The organism is Massilia sp. LMS1-1-1.1 (assembly GCF_040815535.1).
GTDB classification, from domain to species: domain Bacteria; phylum Pseudomonadota; class Gammaproteobacteria; order Burkholderiales; family Burkholderiaceae_D; genus Janthinobacterium; species Janthinobacterium aestuarii.
Genome location: NZ_JBFPNG010000034.1, coordinates 603682 through 621923 on the forward strand (window position 1 = coordinate 603682; position 18242 = coordinate 621923).

Genomic DNA, 18242 nt, shown 5'->3' on the forward strand with positions numbered 1-18242 from the left:
GGAACGTGGATTTGTTTTGAAACAGATCAATACAACCGCGGATTTTCATAAAAATTCGCCACCTTGCGGAAAATGAAACACAATACAAGCTTCTACCGCCGCAAAGCATAGGAAGTGCACCATGCGTATTTTACTTGCCGAAGATGACAGCGTGCTGGCCGATGGCCTGACCCGCTCGCTGCGCCAGTCCGGTTATGCGATCGACTACGTCAAGACGGGCCAGGAAGCCGATACGGCCCTGTCCACCCAGGAATTCGACTTGCTGATTCTCGACCTGGGCCTGCCGAAAATGTCCGGCCTGGAAGTGCTGCGCCGCCTGCGCGCGCGCGCCTCGCTGCTGCCGGTGCTGATCCTGACGGCCGCCGATTCCATCGAACAACGCGTAAATGGCCTCGACCTCGGTGCCGATGATTATATGGCCAAGCCGTTCGCCTTGTCGGAACTGGAGGCAAGAGTGCGCGCCCTGACGCGCCGCGGCGCCGGCGGCGGCGCCACCATCATCAAGCACGGCCCCCTCAGCTACGACCAGGTGGGGCGCAGCGCCTACATCAACGACCAGATGCTCGACCTGTCGGCGCGCGAACTGGGCTTGCTGGAAATCTTGCTGGGCCGCACCGGCCGCCTCGTCTCGAAAGAGCAGCTGGTCGACCATCTGTGCGAATGGGGCGAGGAAGTGTCGAACAACGCCATCGAAGTGTATGTGCACCGCCTGCGCAAGAAGATCGAAGTGGGCGGCGTGCGCATCGCCACCGTGCGCGGCCTCGGCTATTGCCTGGAAAAATACTCGGAAGCGGCGCGCCTGAACGCCGAAGCGGGCGAGTCGGCAAGCCCGGCCAGCGGACCCGCCAGCAAGTGAAGGCGCGCGAGGCGCCAGCGGACGAGCCGGACGACGACGACTGGTTCGAGCCGCCCACCACGGAGCAGGACGACACGATCGAGCATTCGCTGTTCGGCGAAATCCTCGACTGGATGCTGGCCCCCCTGCTGCTGCTGTGGCCGATGAGCATCGCCATCACCTATCTGGTGGCCAAGAGCATCGCCAATCAACCATTCGACCATGCGCTGGAAGACAGCGTGACGGTGCTCACGCAGCAGGTCAAGCAGGCCGATGGCGCCATGCTGCGCCGCGCGCCGGACAAGAACAGCAGCAATAATAACGGCCGCGACTTGCTGCGCGGCGACGATGTCGACACCCTGTATTACCTGGTGGTGGGCCCGCGCGGCGAATACCTGGCCGGCGACCGCGATTTGCCGCCGCCGCAGGACGCCGACAAATACCGCAGCGGCATGGTGCTGTTTCGCAACGACACCATCCACGGCACGCCCGTGCGCGTGGCGTTCAGCTATCTCGATATTCCTTCCAGCAACGACGATGAGCAAAACCGCGCGCTGGTGCAAGTGGCCGAGACGCTGGAAAAACGCGCCCAGCTGGCCAATGAAATCATCAAGGGCGTGATTTTGCCGCAGTTCATCATCCTGCCCGTGATCCTGGCTCTCGTCTGGTTTGCCCTGGCGCGCGGCCTGTCGCCGCTGGCGCAATTGCAGGAACGCATACGCGCCCGTCCACCTGACGATTTATCTCCGATCGAATCGGGCCAGGTACCCGAGGAAATCACGCCGCTGGTCGGTTCGCTCAACGAAATGCTCTCGCGGCTGTCGCTGTCGATCGACATGCAGAAACGCTTCATCGCCGATGCAGCGCACCAGATGAAGACACCGCTGGCCGGCATGCGCATGCAATCGGAGCTGGCCCTGCGCCAGACCGACCACGACGAGATCCACCGCTCGCTGCTGCAGCTGGCGAAAAGTTCGGAAGCGGCCACGCGCCTCGTCAACCAGTTGCTGGCCCTGGCGCGCGCGGAAAACCAGCCGCAGGCGGGCACGGCGTTCGAACCGATCGAACTGAGCGAACTGGCGCGCGGCGTGGTGCAGGACTGGGTGCAAGCCTCGTTTGCCCAGCATATCGACCTGGGCTTCGAACAGCCTGCCTATTCGATCATGATTTCCGGCAATCCCATGATGCTGCGCGAGCTGCTGAGCAATCTGATCGACAACGCCCTGCGCTACACGCCGTCCGGTGGCAGCGTCACGGTGCGCGTGCGCAGCACCCTGGAACTGGCCATTCTGGAGGTGGAAGATACGGGGCCAGGCATTGCGCCGGCCGAGCGGGCGCACGTGTTCGAGCGCTTTTACCGCATTCTCGGCAGCAATGTCGACGGTAGCGGCCTGGGCCTGGCCATCGTGCGAGAAATTGCGCAGCAGCACGGCGCCGAAGTCGATATTTTTAACAATCCGCGCGCACAGTCGCCGAAGCTGCCGGGCACCCTGCTGCGCCTGAGCATCGCCCTGCTGTTGCCGGACGCGCCAGAAGAGGATGACGTCACGTATGGATAAGCCGAGCCCACCCGTTGCCCCGACGCGGCCGGCGCGCACGCCCAGCCCCGAGCTGCAGGCGCGCCGCGATATGCACTGGCGCAAGACGCGGCGCCTGACGGCCATCCTGCTGCTGGTGTGGCTGCTGACGGGCTTCCTGACCGTGTTCTATGCGCGCGAGCTGCTGCACCTGAACCTGTTCGGCTGGCCGCTGCCCTTCTATATGGCGGCCCAGGGCGCCTCGCTCGTGTACCTGGCCATCATCGCCTTCTATGCGTGGCGCATGCGGCGCCTCGACCGGGACTTCCATGCCGAGGAGCACGCATGAGCGGCCAGCGCAGCTTCTTTGCCCGGCTGAGCCGCTACTACCTGCTGTTTACGGCCGGTTTCGCCGCCTTCCTGCTGGCCCTGTCCGTGCTGGAACAGGAAGGCATGCCGCGCGCGTGGATCGGCTACCTGTTCATGCTCGTCACCATCACCCTGTACGCCACCATCGGCGTCATCAGCCGCACCTCGAACGTCACCGAATACTATGTGGCGGGGCGCCGGGTGCCAGCCATGTTCAACGGCATGGCCACGGCCGCCGACTGGATCTCGGCGGCCAGCTTCATCAGCCTGGCCGGCGGCCTGTACCTGAACGGCTTCGACGGCCTGGCCTTCATCATGGGCTGGACGGGCGGCTATTGCCTGGTGGCGCTATTGATCGCGCCCTACCTGCGCAAATTCAGCCAGTACACGATTCCCGATTTCCTCGCCGCCCGCTACGGCAGCGGTACCGACAAACGGGGCGCCAGCGTGCGCGTGGTGGCCGTGGCCGCCACCATCATCGTATCGTTTACCTATGTGGTGGCGCAGATCTACGCCGTCGGCCTGATCGCCTCGCGCTTCACGGGCGTGGATTTTTCCGTCGGCATCTTCCTGGGCCTGGCCAGCATTCTCGTGTGCTCCTTTCTGGGCGGCATGCGCGCCATCACCTGGACACAGGTGGCGCAGTACATCATCATCCTCGTCGCCTTTCTGATTCCCGCCATGTGGCTGTCGGTCAAGCATGCGGACAATCCCGTGCCGCAGATCGCCTACGGCAAGGTGCTGACGCAACTGAGCGCGCGCGAACACGTGCTGGAAGCGGACCCGAAAGAAAACGAAGTGCGCGCCATCTTCCGCCAGCGCGCGCAAAGCTACCAGGCGCGCATTGACGGCTTGCCCGGTTCCTGGGAACAAGGCCGCCTGACGGCCCAGCGCCAGCTCGATAGTTTGCGCCAGCGCAATACCTCGCTGTTCGACATCCGCAACGCAGAGCGCTACCTGATCGCCTATCCGAAAAGCCCGGACGAGGCGCGCGTGCTGTGGCAGGCAGCGCAGGCACAGAACCAGAAACGCGCCGAGCCGATCATTCCGCACGCGCAGCCGTTTCCCGCTGCGGACCGCGAACAGTCCGACATCAAGCGCAACAATTTCCTGGCACTCGTGTTTTGCATGATGCTGGGCACGGCCGCCCTGCCGCATATCCTCATGCGATCGTACACCACCCCCTCCGTGCACGAAACGCGCGTCTCCGTGTTCTGGACCCTGTTCTTCATCTTGTTGATCTATCTCACGATTCCCGCGCTGGCCGTGCTGGTCAAGTACGATATTTACTCGGCGCTCGTGGGCACGCAATACGCGAACCTGCCCACCTGGGTGTCGTACTGGGCCAACGTGGACAAACTCAGTCCCCTGATCAGCATCGTCGATGTCAACCGCGACGGCATCGTGCAACTGGCGGAAATTTCCATTGATGCCGACGTGCTGGTGCTGGCCACGCCAGAGATCGCCGGCTTGCCCTACGTGATTTCCGGCCTGGTGGCGGCAGGCGGCCTGGCCGCCGCCCTGTCGACGGCCGATGGCTTGCTGCTGGCCATCTCGAACGCCCTGTCGCACGACGTCTATTACAAGGTGGTCGATCCCACGGCTTCCACGCAAAAGCGCGTGACGATTTCAAAATTGCTGCTGCTGGCCGTGGCCTTCATCGCCGCCTATGCGGCCTCGCAAAAGCCGGCGGACATTTTGTCGCTGGTGGGCGTGGCCTTTTCCCTGGCCGCCTCGACCCTGTTCCCGCCGCTGGTGCTGGGCGTCTTCTGGCAACGCGCCAACTATCAAGGCGCGCTAGCCGGCATGCTGACGGGCTTTGGCATATGCCTGTATTACATGCTGCACACGAGCACCATGCTGGGCGGCAATGCCAGCGGTCAATGGTTCCACATCGCGCCCATCTCGGCCGGCATCTTCGGCGTGCCAGCCGGCCTGGCCGCCGCCATCCTCGTCAGCTGGCTGACGCCGGCGCCGGGACGCCGCAGCACGGGGCTGGTTGAGCATATCCGGGCGCCGGAGTGAATAACGTATAGTCTCCGGCGCCACAACAGTACACTTTGATTCATATTAATCCAATGATAATATGTTGCCTTAAGATAATTTCCAAAAGGAAAACATGTTTACCAAGCATAGCGGAGTTGCGCTACTCGGATCATTGAGCATGTTGAGCACGGCACCAGCCGCACGGGCGACCGATGCCATACCTCCTGCGGCAGCCTCGCCAGCGGTCGCAGCGGACACACTGATTCCCATCGAAAGTTTTTTCAAGAACTGTTCCTTCAGCGGCGCCATCCTTTCGCCCGACGCCCGCCTGGCCGTGTGCGTCGCCCAAGCCGAATTTACGCGCCCTGGCGAAATCAAGAACTTGGCGTTGTTGCGCCTGTACCCATGCCATGCAGTTGTTATAAATCACCAAAGGATATAAAGAATGTTGTGGTCAATGTTGCCAAAATTATCCCGCTGCGCGCTATTACCCCTCCTGATGCTTGCGCTGGCGCCCCTGCCGTTTGCGCAGGCACAAGTCCAGGAAACGCAGGCGGCCCCTGCCGCATCCGCGCTGCCGGCGAGCCTGTTCTTTGCTCCCCGTTCGCTGGGCGGTGCCGTGCTGTCGCCCGATGGACGCTTCCTGGCGATGCGCGTCCTGCCGGCCGGCGAGCGGCAGCGGGTGCGCCTGAGCGTGCTGGACCTGGCAAGCATGCAAGCCAAGGTCGTGGCCTATTTCAACGATGCGGATATCGCCAATTTCCAGTGGGTTAATAACGAACGCCTGGCCTACAGCCTGGTGGACCGGCAACGGGGCCAGGGAAGGCAGCGGTTTGCATCCGGCATGTTCGCCGTCAACAAGGATGGCAGCGGCTACCGCCAATTGGCCACCCGCGAAGGCATCGTACGCGACAAACCTGGCATGTTGCTGCAGCCATGGTCGACCTTCCTGATCGACAATATCAGTGCGCAGACCGGTAACTTCGTCTACGTCTGGCGCACCCACCTGAGCCCCCTGAACTCGATCGCCGACACTTCGACAGGCCGTCTCAACACGCTGACGGGTGGCTACGAAACCGTCAACATGCCGCCGGACCTGCTGTACTGGATGAGCGACTCGGGTGTGGCTTGGCGCATGGACAAGGAGTTTGCGGGCAAGCGCAACATGGCGTACACCTTCGACCGGCCAGCCGGTACCTGGCGCAAGCTGGCCCAGGTGTTACCAGCGGACGCGGCCGGCGAAGCCATTGCCCCCGCCTTCCTGGCACCAGACGGCCAGTTGTATGTGTATGCGCGCAATGGCGGCGACAAGGTGGCGTTGTACCGTTTTGACCAGCAAGGCCAGCGGCTCGATGGCGCACCGCTGCTCGCATCGCCCGACTATGATATCCAGGCCACCATGGTGCATAACGATGCCAAGCTGCTGGGCATACGCTACAGGACCGATGCGGAAACCACCTTGTGGCTCGATGCGGACATGCAGGCCATGCAGCAAGCCGTCAATGCGCGCCTGCCCGCCACGGTCAATACGCTGAGCGTGGCGCAACGCACGGATGCGCCGTATGTGCTCGTGTCGAGCTGGTCCGATGTACAGCCCCCCATCTATCGCTTGTTTGAGCGGACCAGCGGCAAGCTGATACCCTTGGGCAAAGCCTATCCCGGCGTTGCCGCCGAGCCCATGGCGTCAAGACAATTGCTGCACGTCAAAGCCCGCGACGGCCTGACCCTACCCGCCTGGCTGACCTTGCCCAAAGGCAGCGGCCGCCAGCTGCCGCTGGTGGTGCTAATCCATGATGGTCCGTGGCAGCGCGGCGACTGGGGATGGGATCCGGCCAGCCAATTTCTTGCATCGCGCGGCTATGCCGTCCTGGAACCCGATTACCGGGGCAGCACGGGACTGGGCGCGCGCCATTTCCGCGCCGGCTGGAAACAATGGGGCCTGGCCATGCAGGACGATATCGCCGATGCGGCGCGCTGGGCCATTACGGAAGGCATCGCCGATCCGCAGCGCATTTGCCTGGCCGGTGGCGGCTACGGCGGCTATGCCACCCTGATGGGACTGGGGCGCGATCCGGCCCTGTTCCGCTGCGGCATCGCTTGGTCCAGCATCCCCGACTTGCGGGAACTCAAGGACGAAGTCAACTGGTGGCTCGATGACGATTTACGCAACAGCAATGAGCAATATACGCTGGCCATGTTGCTGGGCGACGCGGACAAGGACAAGGCCTTGCTGCGCGAGAATTCACCACGCCACCTGCCTGCCCGCATCAGCGCCCCACTGCTGATGGCCCACGGCTACACCGACCATATCGTGCCCATGTCCGATGCGCGCGCGCTATTTGACGCCATCCACAAGACCAATGCGCATGCGCTATGGATGGAGTACGGCGAGGAAGGGCACGACTGGGTCCTGCCTCAAACCCATGTCGACTTCTGGCAGCAGAGCGAAAAATTCCTTGACAGGCATATCGGAAAAAATAGCACGGCCGCAAAAAAGGAGTAGGCTGGAGGGCCGTTCCACTTACGAGGAAAACCCATGCCGTCTGGAAAAATTCTTGTTGCCCAGGGAGGCGGCCCGACCGCCGTCATCAACCAGTCGCTGGTGGGCGTGGTGCTCGAATCGCGGCGCTTTCAGCATGTCACGCGCGTGTATGGCGCGCTGCACGGCGTGCGCGGCATCGTCAATGAAGAATTCGTCGATCTGACGCAGGAAACCAGCCACAACCTGGAACTGGTGGCCGCCACGCCGTCGTCGGCCCTCGGTTCCACGCGCGACAAGCCCGACATCGCCTACTGCCAGCAAATCTTCGAAGTGCTGCGCGCGCACGAGATCGAACATTTCTTTTATATCGGCGGCAATGACTCGTCCGACACGGTGCGCATCGTCAGCGAGGAAGCGCACAAGGCCGGCTATCCGCTGCGCTGCATCCACATCCCGAAAACCATCGACAACGACCTGGTGGGCAGCGACCACACGCCAGGTTTCCCCTCGGCCGCGCGCTTCGTCGCGCAAGCGTTCGCCGGCGCCAACCTCGACAACGCAGCCTTGCCCGGCGTCTACGTGGGCGTGGTGATGGGCCGCCACGCGGGCTTCTTGACGGCCGCCTCGGCGCTGGGCAAGAAGTTCCCCGACGATGGCCCGCACCTGATCTACCTGCCCGAGCGCGTTTTTGTGCTGGAACAGTTTCTTGCCGACGTAAAGGCGACGTATGAAAAATATGGCCGCTGCGTGATCGCTGTCTCGGAAGGCATCCACGACGCCTCGGGCGAACCGATCGCCAGCCTGCTGGCCAAGCAGGTGGGCAATGAGGTCGAGCGCGATGCGCACGGCAATGTGCAATTATCGGGCACGGGCGCGCTGGCCGACCTGCTGTGCGACGAAATCAAGGCCAAGCTCGGCATCAAGCGCGTGCGCGGCGATACCTTCGGCTATCTGCAGCGCTCCTTCATCGGCTGCGTCTCTGATGTAGATCAACGCGAGGCCCGCGAAGTGGGCGAAAAGGCCGTGCAGTTCGCCATGTGGGGCGACCGCGACGGTTCCGTCGCCATCAAGCGCACGGGCTTTTATTCCGTCGATTATGAATTGCTGCCGCTCACCGAGGTCGCGGGCAAGACACGCACCATGGAAGACGAGTTCATCAGCGCCAGCGGCACGGACGTGACCGATGCTTTCCGGTTATATCTGCGTCCGCTGCTGGGCTCGGGCATGCCCGATGCCTTCCGCCTGCGGGCGGCGAAAGTGGCGAAGGTCTTGAAACCTTAGCTGTTTTCCGCAAGCAACAGCGGCCGCAGTTTCACGGCCGCCTCCTTGAGCTGCGGCACGTGCTGCATCAGTTGCTCCACGGATTTGCGTGCCACGGGCGCGTGGCAGGCGACGGCCGCCACGATGCGTCCGTCGGCCGCGCAGATGGGCACGGCCACGGCCACCATGCCGTGCACGAATTCCTCATCGTCGATGCCGATGCCCAGCCTGGCGATGCGCACGATCTCGCGCTCGAGCAACACGGGGTCGGTAATGCTTTTCGGCGTGCGCGCTTCCAAGGTCAGCATGGCCAGCAGCTCGCGCCGCTCCAGCAAACTCATATGCGCAAGGAATAACTTTCCGCTGGCCGTGCAATGCATGGGCGCCCGCGTGCCCAGCACCAGGTGCAGGCGCAGCGGTTCCTGCGTTTCCACGCGGTCCACGTAGACGATCGCATTGCCCTCGGGAATCGCCAGGTTGCACGTCTCGCCCGTGGCCGCCACCAGGCTGCCCAGGATGCTGCGGCTGACGCGGATCAGGGCATTGTTGCGCAGGGTCGCCAGCGCCAGGTTGGTCGAGGCGGCGCCGGGCACATAGCCGCGTCCCACGGGCGTGCGCAGCACATAGCCATGCTGCTCCAGGGTATCGAGCAAGCGCATCATGCTGGCCTTGGGCACCTGCATGCGCGCGGCCAGCTGCGACAGGGTCAAGGGCTGGCTGGCGCTGGCCAGGTGCTCGATCAGGCGCAGCACGCGCAATCCCCGCGCCTCGTCGCCATGGCTCGCCGTTGTGCCGGTCTCCACTTGACCACCTTCTTCGGCCTCGCCCGGCCGTTTTTGAAACGCATCATGCATGTTCTGTTTCACCTCTCGCGTATGCGGCTGTTTCCGCTTGTCCCGGTGCTGCACGTCTTTTATAAATGGAACTAGACGTTCCAAAAATAACCAATAAAGACCAGTGTATCGCAAAAAACGCCCGCCGAGGCGGCGCGATACCGCAACGCAGGAGACAAGAGCAATGTTGCAAACACACTACGATTACATCGTTGTCGGCGCCGGTTCCGCCGGCTGCGTGCTGGCCAACCGCCTGTCGCACGACCGCAACAACCAGGTATTGCTGCTGGAAGCGGGCGGCAAGGACAACAATCCCTGGATACACGTGCCGGTCGGCTATTTCAAGACCATGCACGATCCCAAGCTCGACTGGTGCTACCGCACGGAAGCGGACGCCGGCATCGCCGGGCGCCAGCTGCAATGGCCGCGCGGCAAGGTACTGGGCGGCTCCAGCTCGCTCAACGGCTTGCTGTACGTGCGGGGCCAAAAGGAAGATTACGACCGCTGGGCCGAGCTGGGCAATGCAGGCTGGAGCTATGCCGAGGTGCTGCCCTACTTCAAGAAATCGGAAGACCAGGAACGCGGCGCCAGCGATTATCACGGCGTGGGCGGCCCGTTAAAAGTGTCGGACCTGCGGCTGCGCCGCCCCATCGCCGAGCATTTTATTGCGGGCGCCACGGAAAGCGGCATCCCCTTCAATGCCGACTACAACGGCGCCACGCAGGAAGGTGTCGGCTATTTCCAGCAGACGGCCAGCAAGGGCTTGCGCTGGAGCACGGCGAAAGCCTTTTTGCGCCCCGCCCGCAAGCGCGCCAACCTGCGCGTGGAAGTGCGCGCGCAAATCACACGCGTGCTGTTCGAGGGCAAGCGCGCCGTCGGCATCGAATATCAGCAGGATGGCCAGTTGCGCCAGGCGCGCGCCAGCGGCGAAGTGATTTTATGCGCGGGCGCCATCGGCTCGCCGCAAATCCTGCAATGCTCGGGCGTGGGACCGCGCGCCCTGCTCGATGAAGTGGGCGTGCCGCTCGTGCACGACTTGCCCGGCGTGGGACAGAATTTGCAAGACCATCTGCAAATCCGCCTCGTCTTCAAGACGCGGCTGAAAACCCTGAACGATGAAGTCAACAGCCTGTGGGGCAAGCTGTGGGTGGGCATGCAATATGTATTTTCCCGCTCGGGGCCATTGACCCTGGCGGCCAGCCAGGTGACAGTGTTTACCAAGTCGTCGCCCGACGTGGAACGGCCCGACATCCAGTTCCACATGCAGCCGCTGAGCGCCGACAAGCCGGGCGAAGGCGCGCATCCGTTTTCCGCGTTCACGTCGTCCGTGTGCCAGCTGCGCCCGCACAGCCGCGGCCACGTGTCGATCAAGTCCGCCGATCCACTCGCCTATCCGGGCATCTACCCGAATTACCTGTCCGACCCGCGCGACCAGCAAACGGCAATCGCCGCCCTGCGCGTGGCCCGAAAAATCGCTGCCGCCCCATCGCTGGCGCCGCACATCATTTCCGAGTTCGTGCCCGGCCCGCAGTTCCAGAGCGATGAGGAACTGCTGGACGCGGCGCGGCGCTTCAGCCAGTCGATCTACCACCCGAGCGGGACCTGCAAGATGGGGCATGACGCCATGGCCGTCGTCGACGAGCGTCTGCGCGTGCACGGCATGCAGAACCTGCGCGTGGTCGACGCGTCGATCATGCCGGAAATCGTCTCGGGCAATACGAACGCGCCCACCATCATGATCGCCGAAAAAGCGGCCGACATGATTTTGGCGGACGCCGTGCGCCTGCCCAAGGCGGCCTGACTCTACCCCATTCCGTTCCCAAAGGAGGATGCCAGCGGCGGGCAGAGTGGCCCGCCCCTCAATGACTTGGCAATCAGCCAGGCATCAGAAAAAAACACATAATCGATATCGATAGGAGACTAGATATTATGGATAACAATACGAGCAATCCGAAAAAGGCCAAAGAGCTACGGAAAGTCGTGATGGCCAGCGTGATCGGCGCCACCATCGAATGGTATGACTTCTTTTTATACGGCGTCGTGGCCGGCATCGTGTTCAGCAAACTGTATTTCCCGGGCGGCGATCCGCTCGTCTCGACCATGCTGGCCTACGGCACCTTTGCCGTAGGTTTTCTGTCGCGCCCCATCGGCGGCGTGATCTTCGGCCACTTCGGCGACAAGATCGGCCGCAAGAGCATGCTGGTGATGACCCTGATGATCATGGGGATCTCCACTTTCCTGATCGGCGTGCTGCCGACCTACGACCATATCGGCTACTGGGCCCCTGGCCTGCTGCTGTTCCTGCGCGTGCTGCAGGGCATCGGCCTCGGTGGCGAATGGGGCGGCGCCGTGCTGATGGCGTATGAATATGCGCCCCCCAAAGAGCGCGGCTTCTATGCCAGCCTACCGCAGATCGGCCTGGCCATCGGCCTGTGCCTCGCTTCGGGCGTGGTGGCGATCCTGTCGTATACCTTGACGGATACGCAATTCCTGTCCTGGGGCTGGCGCGTCGCCTTCATCCTGTCGGCGGCCCTCGTCTTCATCGGCATGTGGATACGCCTGAACGTGATGGAAACGCCCGAATTCCAGGCCGTCAAGGAGAAGAACGCGGAGACGCAGATTCCATTCTTCGACCTGCTGAAACGCTATCCGGGCAATGTCTTGAAGGGTATGGGCGCGCGCTATATCGACGGCGTGTTCTTCAATATCTTTGGCGTGTTTTCCATCACCTACCTGACCAACACCATCAAGATAGACCGCACGGAAGCGCTGATGGGCGTGATGGCATCGGCCGTCGTGATGTGCTTCTGCATTCCGTTCTTCGGCAGGCTGTCGGACCGCATCGGCCGCACCAAGGTTTTTTTCTGGGGTTCATTGATCACGGGCGTGTCGTCGATTCCCGCGTTCTGGATCATGCTCAACCATGCCGACAATCCCTTGCTGCTGTGGTGTTCCGTGATCATCCCGCTGGGCGTGCTGTATTCGGCCGTGTACGGCCCGGAAGCGGCCCTGTTCTGCGACCTGTTCGACGCCAAGGTACGCTACACGGGCATCTCCTTCGTCTACCAGTTCTCGGGCATCTTCGCCAGCGGCCTGACGCCCATCATCGCCACCTACCTGCTGAAAACGGGCAATGGCGAGCCATGGCACATCGTCGGCTACATCCTGTTCGCCTCGCTCGTCTCGGCCGTCAGCGTGGCCATGATCGGAAAAGGAGGCTCGCAGCCGGATGGCCGCATGAAGACGGCGCACGCAAGGTAAGACATCCGGACGTAAAAAAAGCAGGCCTCTCGCGAGTGCCTGCCTTTTCCATTCAAGCTACAGCTTAGATGACGATAGTCTGGTGCTCGTCGCCGTTACGCGCGCGGATCGTGCCGATGCGCGACACAGTTTCGCCGGCCGCTTGCAGCTGGGCGATGGCGGCGTCCGCGTTCTCTTGCGAGACGATGACGGTCATGCCGATGCCGCAGTTGAAGACGCGGTGCATCTCGGCGTCAGCCACGCCGCCGTGCTGTTGCAGCCACGTGAACAGCGGCGGCATGGTCCATGCCTTCGAATCCAGCTCAGCGACCAGGCCAGGCTGCAGCACGCGCGGGATGTTTTCCACCAAACCGCCACCGGTGATGTGCACCATGCCCTTGACTTCCATGGCATCCATCAGCGCCAGCAGCGGCTTGACGTAGATGCGCGTCGGCTGCATCAGCACGTCGGCGAGCTTGCGGCCGTGGAAGTCGCCTTCCAGGTCAGGTTTCGCCACTTCGATGATCTTGCGCACCAGCGAGTAACCGTTCGAGTGCACGCCCGACGAGGCCAGGCCCAGCACCACGTCGCCCGGGGCGATCTTGGTGCCGTCGATGATTTTCGACTTTTCCACGGCGCCGACGGCAAAACCTGCCAGATCGTATTCGCCGGCCGGGTACATGCTCGGCATTTCCGCCGTTTCGCCGCCGATCAGCGCGCAACCGGCTTGTTCGCAACCCTGGGCGATGCCCTTGATGACGTCGGTGGCAATGGCCACGTCCAGCTTGCCGCAAGCGAAGTAGTCGAGGAAGAACAGCGGCTCGGCGCCTTGCACCAGGATGTCGTTGACGCTCATGGCGACCAGGTCGATGCCGACCGTGTCATGGCGGTTCAGTTCGAACGCCAGGCGCAATTTGGTGCCGACGCCGTCGGTACCCGAGACCAGCACCGGTTCCTTGTACTTCTTGCTGATTTCAAACATGGCGCCAAAACCGCCCAGGCCGCCCATCACGCCTTCGCGCAGGGTGCGCTTGGCAAACGGCTTGATTGCTTCGACTAAAGCGTCGCCTGCGTCGATATCGACGCCAGCGTCACGGTAGGAAAGGGAAACATTAGAAGTCTGGTTCATGGTGTGGTGGCAGCGGAGGCGGTAAAATAGAAGGCGGATACCCGCCGGCACGCGCGCGCAAGCATGTTTTTCAACATCGTGCGGCAGGGCGCCAGCGGGTGAATTCGGTCGATCAAGTCGCTATTTTATCAAACTGCCCCGCTATTTCGTAATTAACTGCCTTTTTTTAACGCAACAGTACAAACTACATGCCATTCGCCATCACCGCCGAACAGAAGCAAACAGCATTTTGGATCGCGGTCTGGCTGGCATTTTTGCTGCTGCTCGTCAGCCTCGGCCCCATCCTGACGCCCTTCCTGGCCGCCGCCATCCTCGCCTACGTGCTCAATCCCGGCGTCGACCGCTTGCAGCGCCTCCATTACAAGCGCTTTTACGTGCCCCGTCCGCTGGCCGTGCTGGTCGTCGTAGTGTTGTTTTTCCTCGCCATTACGGCGCTGGTGCTGATCGTTGTGCCCGTGTTGCAGAAGGAAATCCCGCTGCTGCAGGCGCAAATCCCGCAATTCCTCAGCAAGGCGAACGAGTTCCTGGCGCCGAAACTGCGCGACCTCGGTATCCGCGTGCGCCTGGACGGCACGGGCATCAAGCGCATGCTGAGCCAGCAGATGGCCACCAGCGGCGATGAAATCTGGAGCACCGTGCTCGCCTCGGCCCGCATCGGCGGCACGGCCGTGCTGGGCTGGCTGGCCACCGTGGTGCTGATTCCCGTGGTGCTGTTCTACCTGTTGCTGGACTGGCATCCGATGCTGGCGCGCATCGCCGGCGCCGTGCCGCGCCGCTGGGTCGGCCGCACGGTGGGCATGGCGCAGGAAGTCGACACCCTGCTGGCGCAATACCTGCGCGGCCAGTTGCTCGTCATGCTGGTGCTGGCCACGTATTACTCGGTGGCACTGGCCATCGCCGGTTTTGAAGTGGCATTGCCCGTGGGCATCATCACGGGCTTGCTGGTGTTCATCCCCTACCTGGGCTTCGGACTGGGCCTGATGCTGGCGCTGATCGCCGCCCTGCTGCAGTTTGCCGACTGGAGCGGCCTCATCGCCGTGGCCGTCATCTACGGCTGCGGCCAGGTCATCGAAGGCTTTTTCCTCACGCCGCGCCTGGTGGGCGAGCGCATCGGTTTAAATCCGCTGGCCGTGATCTTTGCCTTGCTGGCTTTCGGACAATTGTTCGGTTTCGTCGGCGTTTTGCTTGCTTTACCCGCTTCTGCCGTCCTGATGGTCGCTTTTAAGCATCTAAGACGCCACTACCTCTCCAGCAGCTTCTATAATACCTAGTAAAAGCGGATATCATATCAACCTAGCAATACCACGATGCACATGCAGTAATGAAAAACAGGACAAGGCGTACGCCATGAAACAACTGGTGCTCGATTTAGGCACAGACCAGGCGCACAGCCTCGATACCTTCGAGGTGGGACAAAATGCCGAAGTGGCGCAGCTGATGCGCCAGTTCGCCGCGCGCACGTCGCGCGAACATTTTGCCTACTTGTGGGGCGAACTGGCCGCCGGCAAGAGCCACCTGCTCAAGGCCCTGGCCAGCACCGAGCGCGCGCGCTACATTTCGCCATTCTCGATCGAGTCCGAATTCGTGTATTCGCCTGACGTCGACCTGTACCTGCTCGACGACTGCGAAAAACTGTCGCCGCTGGCGCAGATCGACGCTTTTGCCCTGTTCAATGAAATCCGCGCCAACAAGGCGTTCATGGTCTGCAGCGGCGCCGTGCCGCCCGCCGTGCTGCCCGTGCGCGAAGACTTGCGCACGCGCATGGGCTGGGGCCTGATCTACCAGATCCACGGCTTGACCGACGATGAAAAAATCGCCGCCCTGACCCAGGCGGCCACCACCCGCGGCTTGACCTTGTCGCCCGGCGTGTTACCCTATCTGCTGTCCCATTTCCGGCGCGACATGCGTTCGCTGTCGACGATGCTGGACTCTCTCGACCTCTACTCCCTTGAAACCCAACGCCCGATCACCTTGCCATTGTTGCGCGAGTTGCTGCAGGCGGAAGCGAAAGAATGATGAATCTGGCCCTGTTTGACCTCGACCACACCCTGCTGCCCATCGACTCGGATCACGAGTGGGGCGAATTCCTGGTACGCATCGGTGCCGTGGACGCCGCCGAATTCACCCGCCGGAACGACGAATTTTTCGCGCAATACCAGGCCGGCACGCTCGATCCGGTGGAATACCTGGAATTCTCGCTCGGCACACTGGCGCAATTCCCGCGCGAGCGCCTGGAAGCGCTGCACCGGCAATTCATGGCCGAAGTGGTCATGCCGGCCATCCGTCCGGAAGTCGTGGCCCTGCTGAAACAGCACCAGGACGCGGGCGACCTGCTGGCCATCGTCACGGCCACCAACCATTTCATCACCAAACCCATCGCCGATGCGCTGGGCGTCGAGCATCTGCTGGCCGCCATGCCCGAATATGACGACGCAGGCAACGTCACGGGCAAGCTGGTCGGCACGCCGACCCTGGGCGCGGGCAAGCTGACCCACACCCACGCCTGGCTGGAAAAGATGGGCAAGGAACTGGGGCAGTTCGAGCGCAGCTATTTTTACAGCGATTCGCACAACGACATTCCCCTGCTGTCGGTCGTGACCCACCCTGTCGCGACCAATCCCAACACCGCTTTGAGCGCACACGCATCCCTCCACGGCTGGCCATCACTCCACTTATTCAATGATTAAAAAATTCATCCGCAAGATCCTCGGCGTTAAAAAAGAGGCAGCGCGCGACACCACGGCCCCCATCGTGCTCGGTCCTGCGCAACACGGAATCGACCCGAAACTGGTGTCGTCGAATGCCATCCGCGTCACCAGCAGCCTGCAGGAAGCAGGCTTCGAGGCCTTCGTCGTCGGCGGCGCCGTGCGCGACCTGCTGCTGGGCGTGAAACCCAAAGACTTCGACATCGCCACCAACGCCACGCCGGAACAGGTCAAGCGTTTGTTCCGCCGCGCCTTCATCATCGGCAAGCGCTTCCAGATCGTGCACGTGATGTTCGGCCAGGATTTGCTGGAAGTGACGACTTTCCGCGGCGCCGGCGCCGACTCCGCGCCCAAGGATGAACATGGCCGCGTCCTGCGCGACAACACCTTCGGTCTGCAGCACGAAGACGCGCTGCGCCGCGACTTCACCATCAACGCCATGTACTACAACCCGGCCACGCAGGAAGTGCTCGACTACCATGGCGGCGTGGAAGACATCCGCGCCAAGACCTTGCGCATGATCGGCAAACCGGAAGAACGCTACCGTGAAGATCCCGTGCGCATGCTGCGCGTCGTGCGCTTCGCCGCCAAGCTGAAATTCACCATCGAGCCGCATACGGCCGCGCCGATTGCCGTCATGGCGCCGCTGATCAACAACGTGCCCGCGCCGCGCGTGTTCGACGAAATGCTGAAACTCCTGATGAGCGGCCACGCGCTGGCTTGCCTGCAGCAGCTGCGCAAGGAAGGCTTGCATCACGGCCTGCTGCCGCTGCTCGACGTGGTGCTGGAACAGCCTCTGGGCGCGAAATTCGTCACCCTGGCGCTGGACGCCACGGACCAGCGCATCGCCGCCGGCAAGACCGTCTCGCCAGGCTTCTTGTTTGCCTCGCTGCTGTGGCACCAGGTGCTGGAAAAATGGACGGCCTACCGTGCCGCTGGCGAGTCGACGATCCCCGCGCTGCACCTGGCGGCCGACGACGTGCTCGACTCGCAAACGGAAAAACTGGCCTTGCAGCGCAAGATCGGTTCCGACATGCGCGACATCTGGTCGATGCAGCCGCGCTTCGAGCGCCGCGTCGGCAAGGCGCCGTACAAACTGCTCGAGCACCTGCGCTTCCGCGCCGGCTACGACTTCCTGTTGCTGCGCTGCGCCTCGGGCGAGATCGACATGGACATCGGCGAATGGTGGACGGCCTTTTATGAAGGCGACGAGGAAACGCGCGAAGCGCTGCTTGTCAGCGCCAATGCCGCACCGGGGGCCGTCAAGAAGAAGCGCCCGCCACGCCGCAGCACGCGCAGCAAGACCAGCACGGGCGGCGGCTCGACCACCGGCAGCACCAGCGGCGAATGACGGTCACCGCCTACATCGGCATCGGGGCCAACCTGGGCGACGCGCGCGCGAATGTGCAGGATGCGATCGCGCGTCTGGCGCGCCTGCCTGGCGCATCCCTCGTTGACGCCTCGGCCAGCTACCGCACGGCGCCCATCGATTCGAGCGGCGACGACTACATCAACGCCGTGGCGCGCATCACAACCACCTTGCCGGCTGAAGAACTGCTGCTGGCGCTGCACGCCATCGAGGCGGCGCACGGACGCGAGCGGCCCTATCGCAACGCCCCGCGTACCCTGGACCTGGACTTGCTGCTGTACGGCGAAGAGCAGATCGCCAGCGCCACCCTGACGGTGCCGCATCCACGCCTCACCGAGCGCGCCTTCGTGCTGGTGCCGCTGCTGGCCCTGGCGCCCGCCATCGTCGTGCCCGGGCTCGGGCCGGCGCAAGCATTCCTGGCAAGCGTCGCCGACCAGGCCATCAGCCAGCTCTGAGCCACGGCGCCAGACATACACTACAATGCCGCCCCTGCAGCACGCCGCATAAAGTACTACAC

The 18242-nt window shown here is 62.8% G+C and carries 15 protein-coding genes; 13 read left to right on the plus strand and 2 right to left on the minus strand.

Annotation, left to right across the window (positions count from 1 at the left end; all coding sequences use genetic code 11):
• The first annotated feature begins 121 nt into the window (after positions 1-121).
• The 6 genes from MRBLMS1_RS21515 to MRBLMS1_RS21540 all read left to right on the plus strand — a co-directional run bounded on the left by MRBLMS1_RS21515 (position 122) and on the right by MRBLMS1_RS21540 (position 8470).
• Complete coding sequence (locus MRBLMS1_RS21515; protein WP_034746066.1) at positions 122-856, plus strand: response regulator; 735 nt, start codon at positions 122-124, stop codon at positions 854-856.
• Positions 853-2394 (plus strand): sensor histidine kinase N-terminal domain-containing protein, encoded by a 1542-nt coding sequence (locus MRBLMS1_RS21520; protein ID WP_485881750.1) that lies wholly within the window; start codon positions 853-855, stop codon positions 2392-2394. The genes MRBLMS1_RS21515 and MRBLMS1_RS21520 overlap by 4 nt, the downstream gene beginning before the upstream one ends.
• On the plus strand, positions 2387-2701 hold the full coding sequence (locus MRBLMS1_RS21525; RefSeq protein WP_485881751.1) for a DUF4212 domain-containing protein: 315 nt from the start codon (positions 2387-2389) through the stop codon (positions 2699-2701). Before MRBLMS1_RS21520 ends, MRBLMS1_RS21525 begins: the two co-directional genes overlap by 8 nt.
• A complete protein-coding gene (locus MRBLMS1_RS21530) occupies positions 2698-4746 on the plus strand; it encodes a sodium:solute symporter family protein (RefSeq protein ID WP_485881752.1) in 2049 nt (682 codons plus the stop codon). Before MRBLMS1_RS21525 ends, MRBLMS1_RS21530 begins: the two co-directional genes overlap by 4 nt.
• A gap of 418 nt (positions 4747-5164) precedes the next feature.
• A complete protein-coding gene (locus MRBLMS1_RS21535; protein WP_485881753.1) occupies positions 5165-7210 on the plus strand; it encodes an alpha/beta hydrolase family protein in 2046 nt (681 codons plus the stop codon).
• Positions 7211-7243: 33 nt separating this feature from the next.
• Positions 7244-8470, plus strand: coding sequence for a 6-phosphofructokinase (locus MRBLMS1_RS21540; RefSeq protein WP_436479735.1), 1227 nt, complete (start codon positions 7244-7246; stop codon positions 8468-8470).
• Here the strand turns inward: MRBLMS1_RS21540 and MRBLMS1_RS21545 are convergent.
• On the minus strand, positions 8467-9252 hold the full coding sequence (locus MRBLMS1_RS21545; protein ID WP_223278868.1) for an IclR family transcriptional regulator: 786 nt from the start codon (positions 9250-9252) through the stop codon (positions 8467-8469). The two genes, MRBLMS1_RS21540 and MRBLMS1_RS21545, sit on opposite strands and share 4 nt — an antisense overlap.
• Positions 9253-9466: 214 nt before the next feature.
• Here MRBLMS1_RS21545 and MRBLMS1_RS21550 point away from each other — a divergent pair, with 214 nt between their 5' ends.
• The gene (locus MRBLMS1_RS21550; protein WP_485881756.1) at positions 9467-11083 is read left to right on the plus strand and encodes a GMC family oxidoreductase; all 1617 of its coding nucleotides are present in this window, start codon (positions 9467-9469) and stop codon (positions 11081-11083) included.
• A 128-nt stretch (positions 11084-11211) separates the two neighbouring features.
• A complete protein-coding gene (locus tag MRBLMS1_RS21555; protein ID WP_070301050.1) occupies positions 11212-12543 on the plus strand; it encodes an MFS transporter in 1332 nt (443 codons plus the stop codon).
• A 64-nt stretch (positions 12544-12607) separates the two neighbouring features.
• On the opposite strand, the gene purM is transcribed toward MRBLMS1_RS21555, so the two are convergent.
• A complete protein-coding gene (gene purM / locus MRBLMS1_RS21560; protein ID WP_034746051.1) occupies positions 12608-13651 on the minus strand; it encodes a phosphoribosylformylglycinamidine cyclo-ligase in 1044 nt (347 codons plus the stop codon).
• A gap of 188 nt (positions 13652-13839) precedes the next feature.
• Between purM and MRBLMS1_RS21565 the strand changes: the two genes are divergently transcribed.
• From MRBLMS1_RS21565 to folK, 5 genes are all read left to right on the plus strand, one after another.
• Entirely contained in the window at positions 13840-14922 is a 1083-nt protein-coding gene (locus MRBLMS1_RS21565; RefSeq protein WP_092711856.1) for an AI-2E family transporter, read from the plus strand.
• A gap of 76 nt (positions 14923-14998) precedes the next feature.
• On the plus strand, positions 14999-15667 hold the full coding sequence (hda, locus tag MRBLMS1_RS21570) for a DnaA regulatory inactivator Hda (protein WP_058048421.1): 669 nt from the start codon (positions 14999-15001) through the stop codon (positions 15665-15667).
• Positions 15667-16338 carry a histidinol-phosphatase gene (locus tag MRBLMS1_RS21575; protein ID WP_035828308.1) on the plus strand — a complete coding sequence of 224 codons (672 nt, stop codon included), beginning with the start codon at positions 15667-15669 and terminating at the stop codon, positions 16336-16338. The genes hda and MRBLMS1_RS21575 overlap by 1 nt, the downstream gene beginning before the upstream one ends.
• Complete coding sequence (pcnB, locus tag MRBLMS1_RS21580; protein ID WP_485881760.1) at positions 16331-17707, plus strand: polynucleotide adenylyltransferase PcnB; 1377 nt, start codon at positions 16331-16333, stop codon at positions 17705-17707. The genes MRBLMS1_RS21575 and pcnB overlap by 8 nt, the downstream gene beginning before the upstream one ends.
• Positions 17704-18180 carry a 2-amino-4-hydroxy-6-hydroxymethyldihydropteridine diphosphokinase gene (gene folK, locus MRBLMS1_RS21585; protein WP_485881762.1) on the plus strand — a complete coding sequence of 159 codons (477 nt, stop codon included), beginning with the start codon at positions 17704-17706 and terminating at the stop codon, positions 18178-18180. The genes pcnB and folK overlap by 4 nt, the downstream gene beginning before the upstream one ends.
• The last annotated feature ends 62 nt before the right edge of the window (positions 18181-18242 follow it).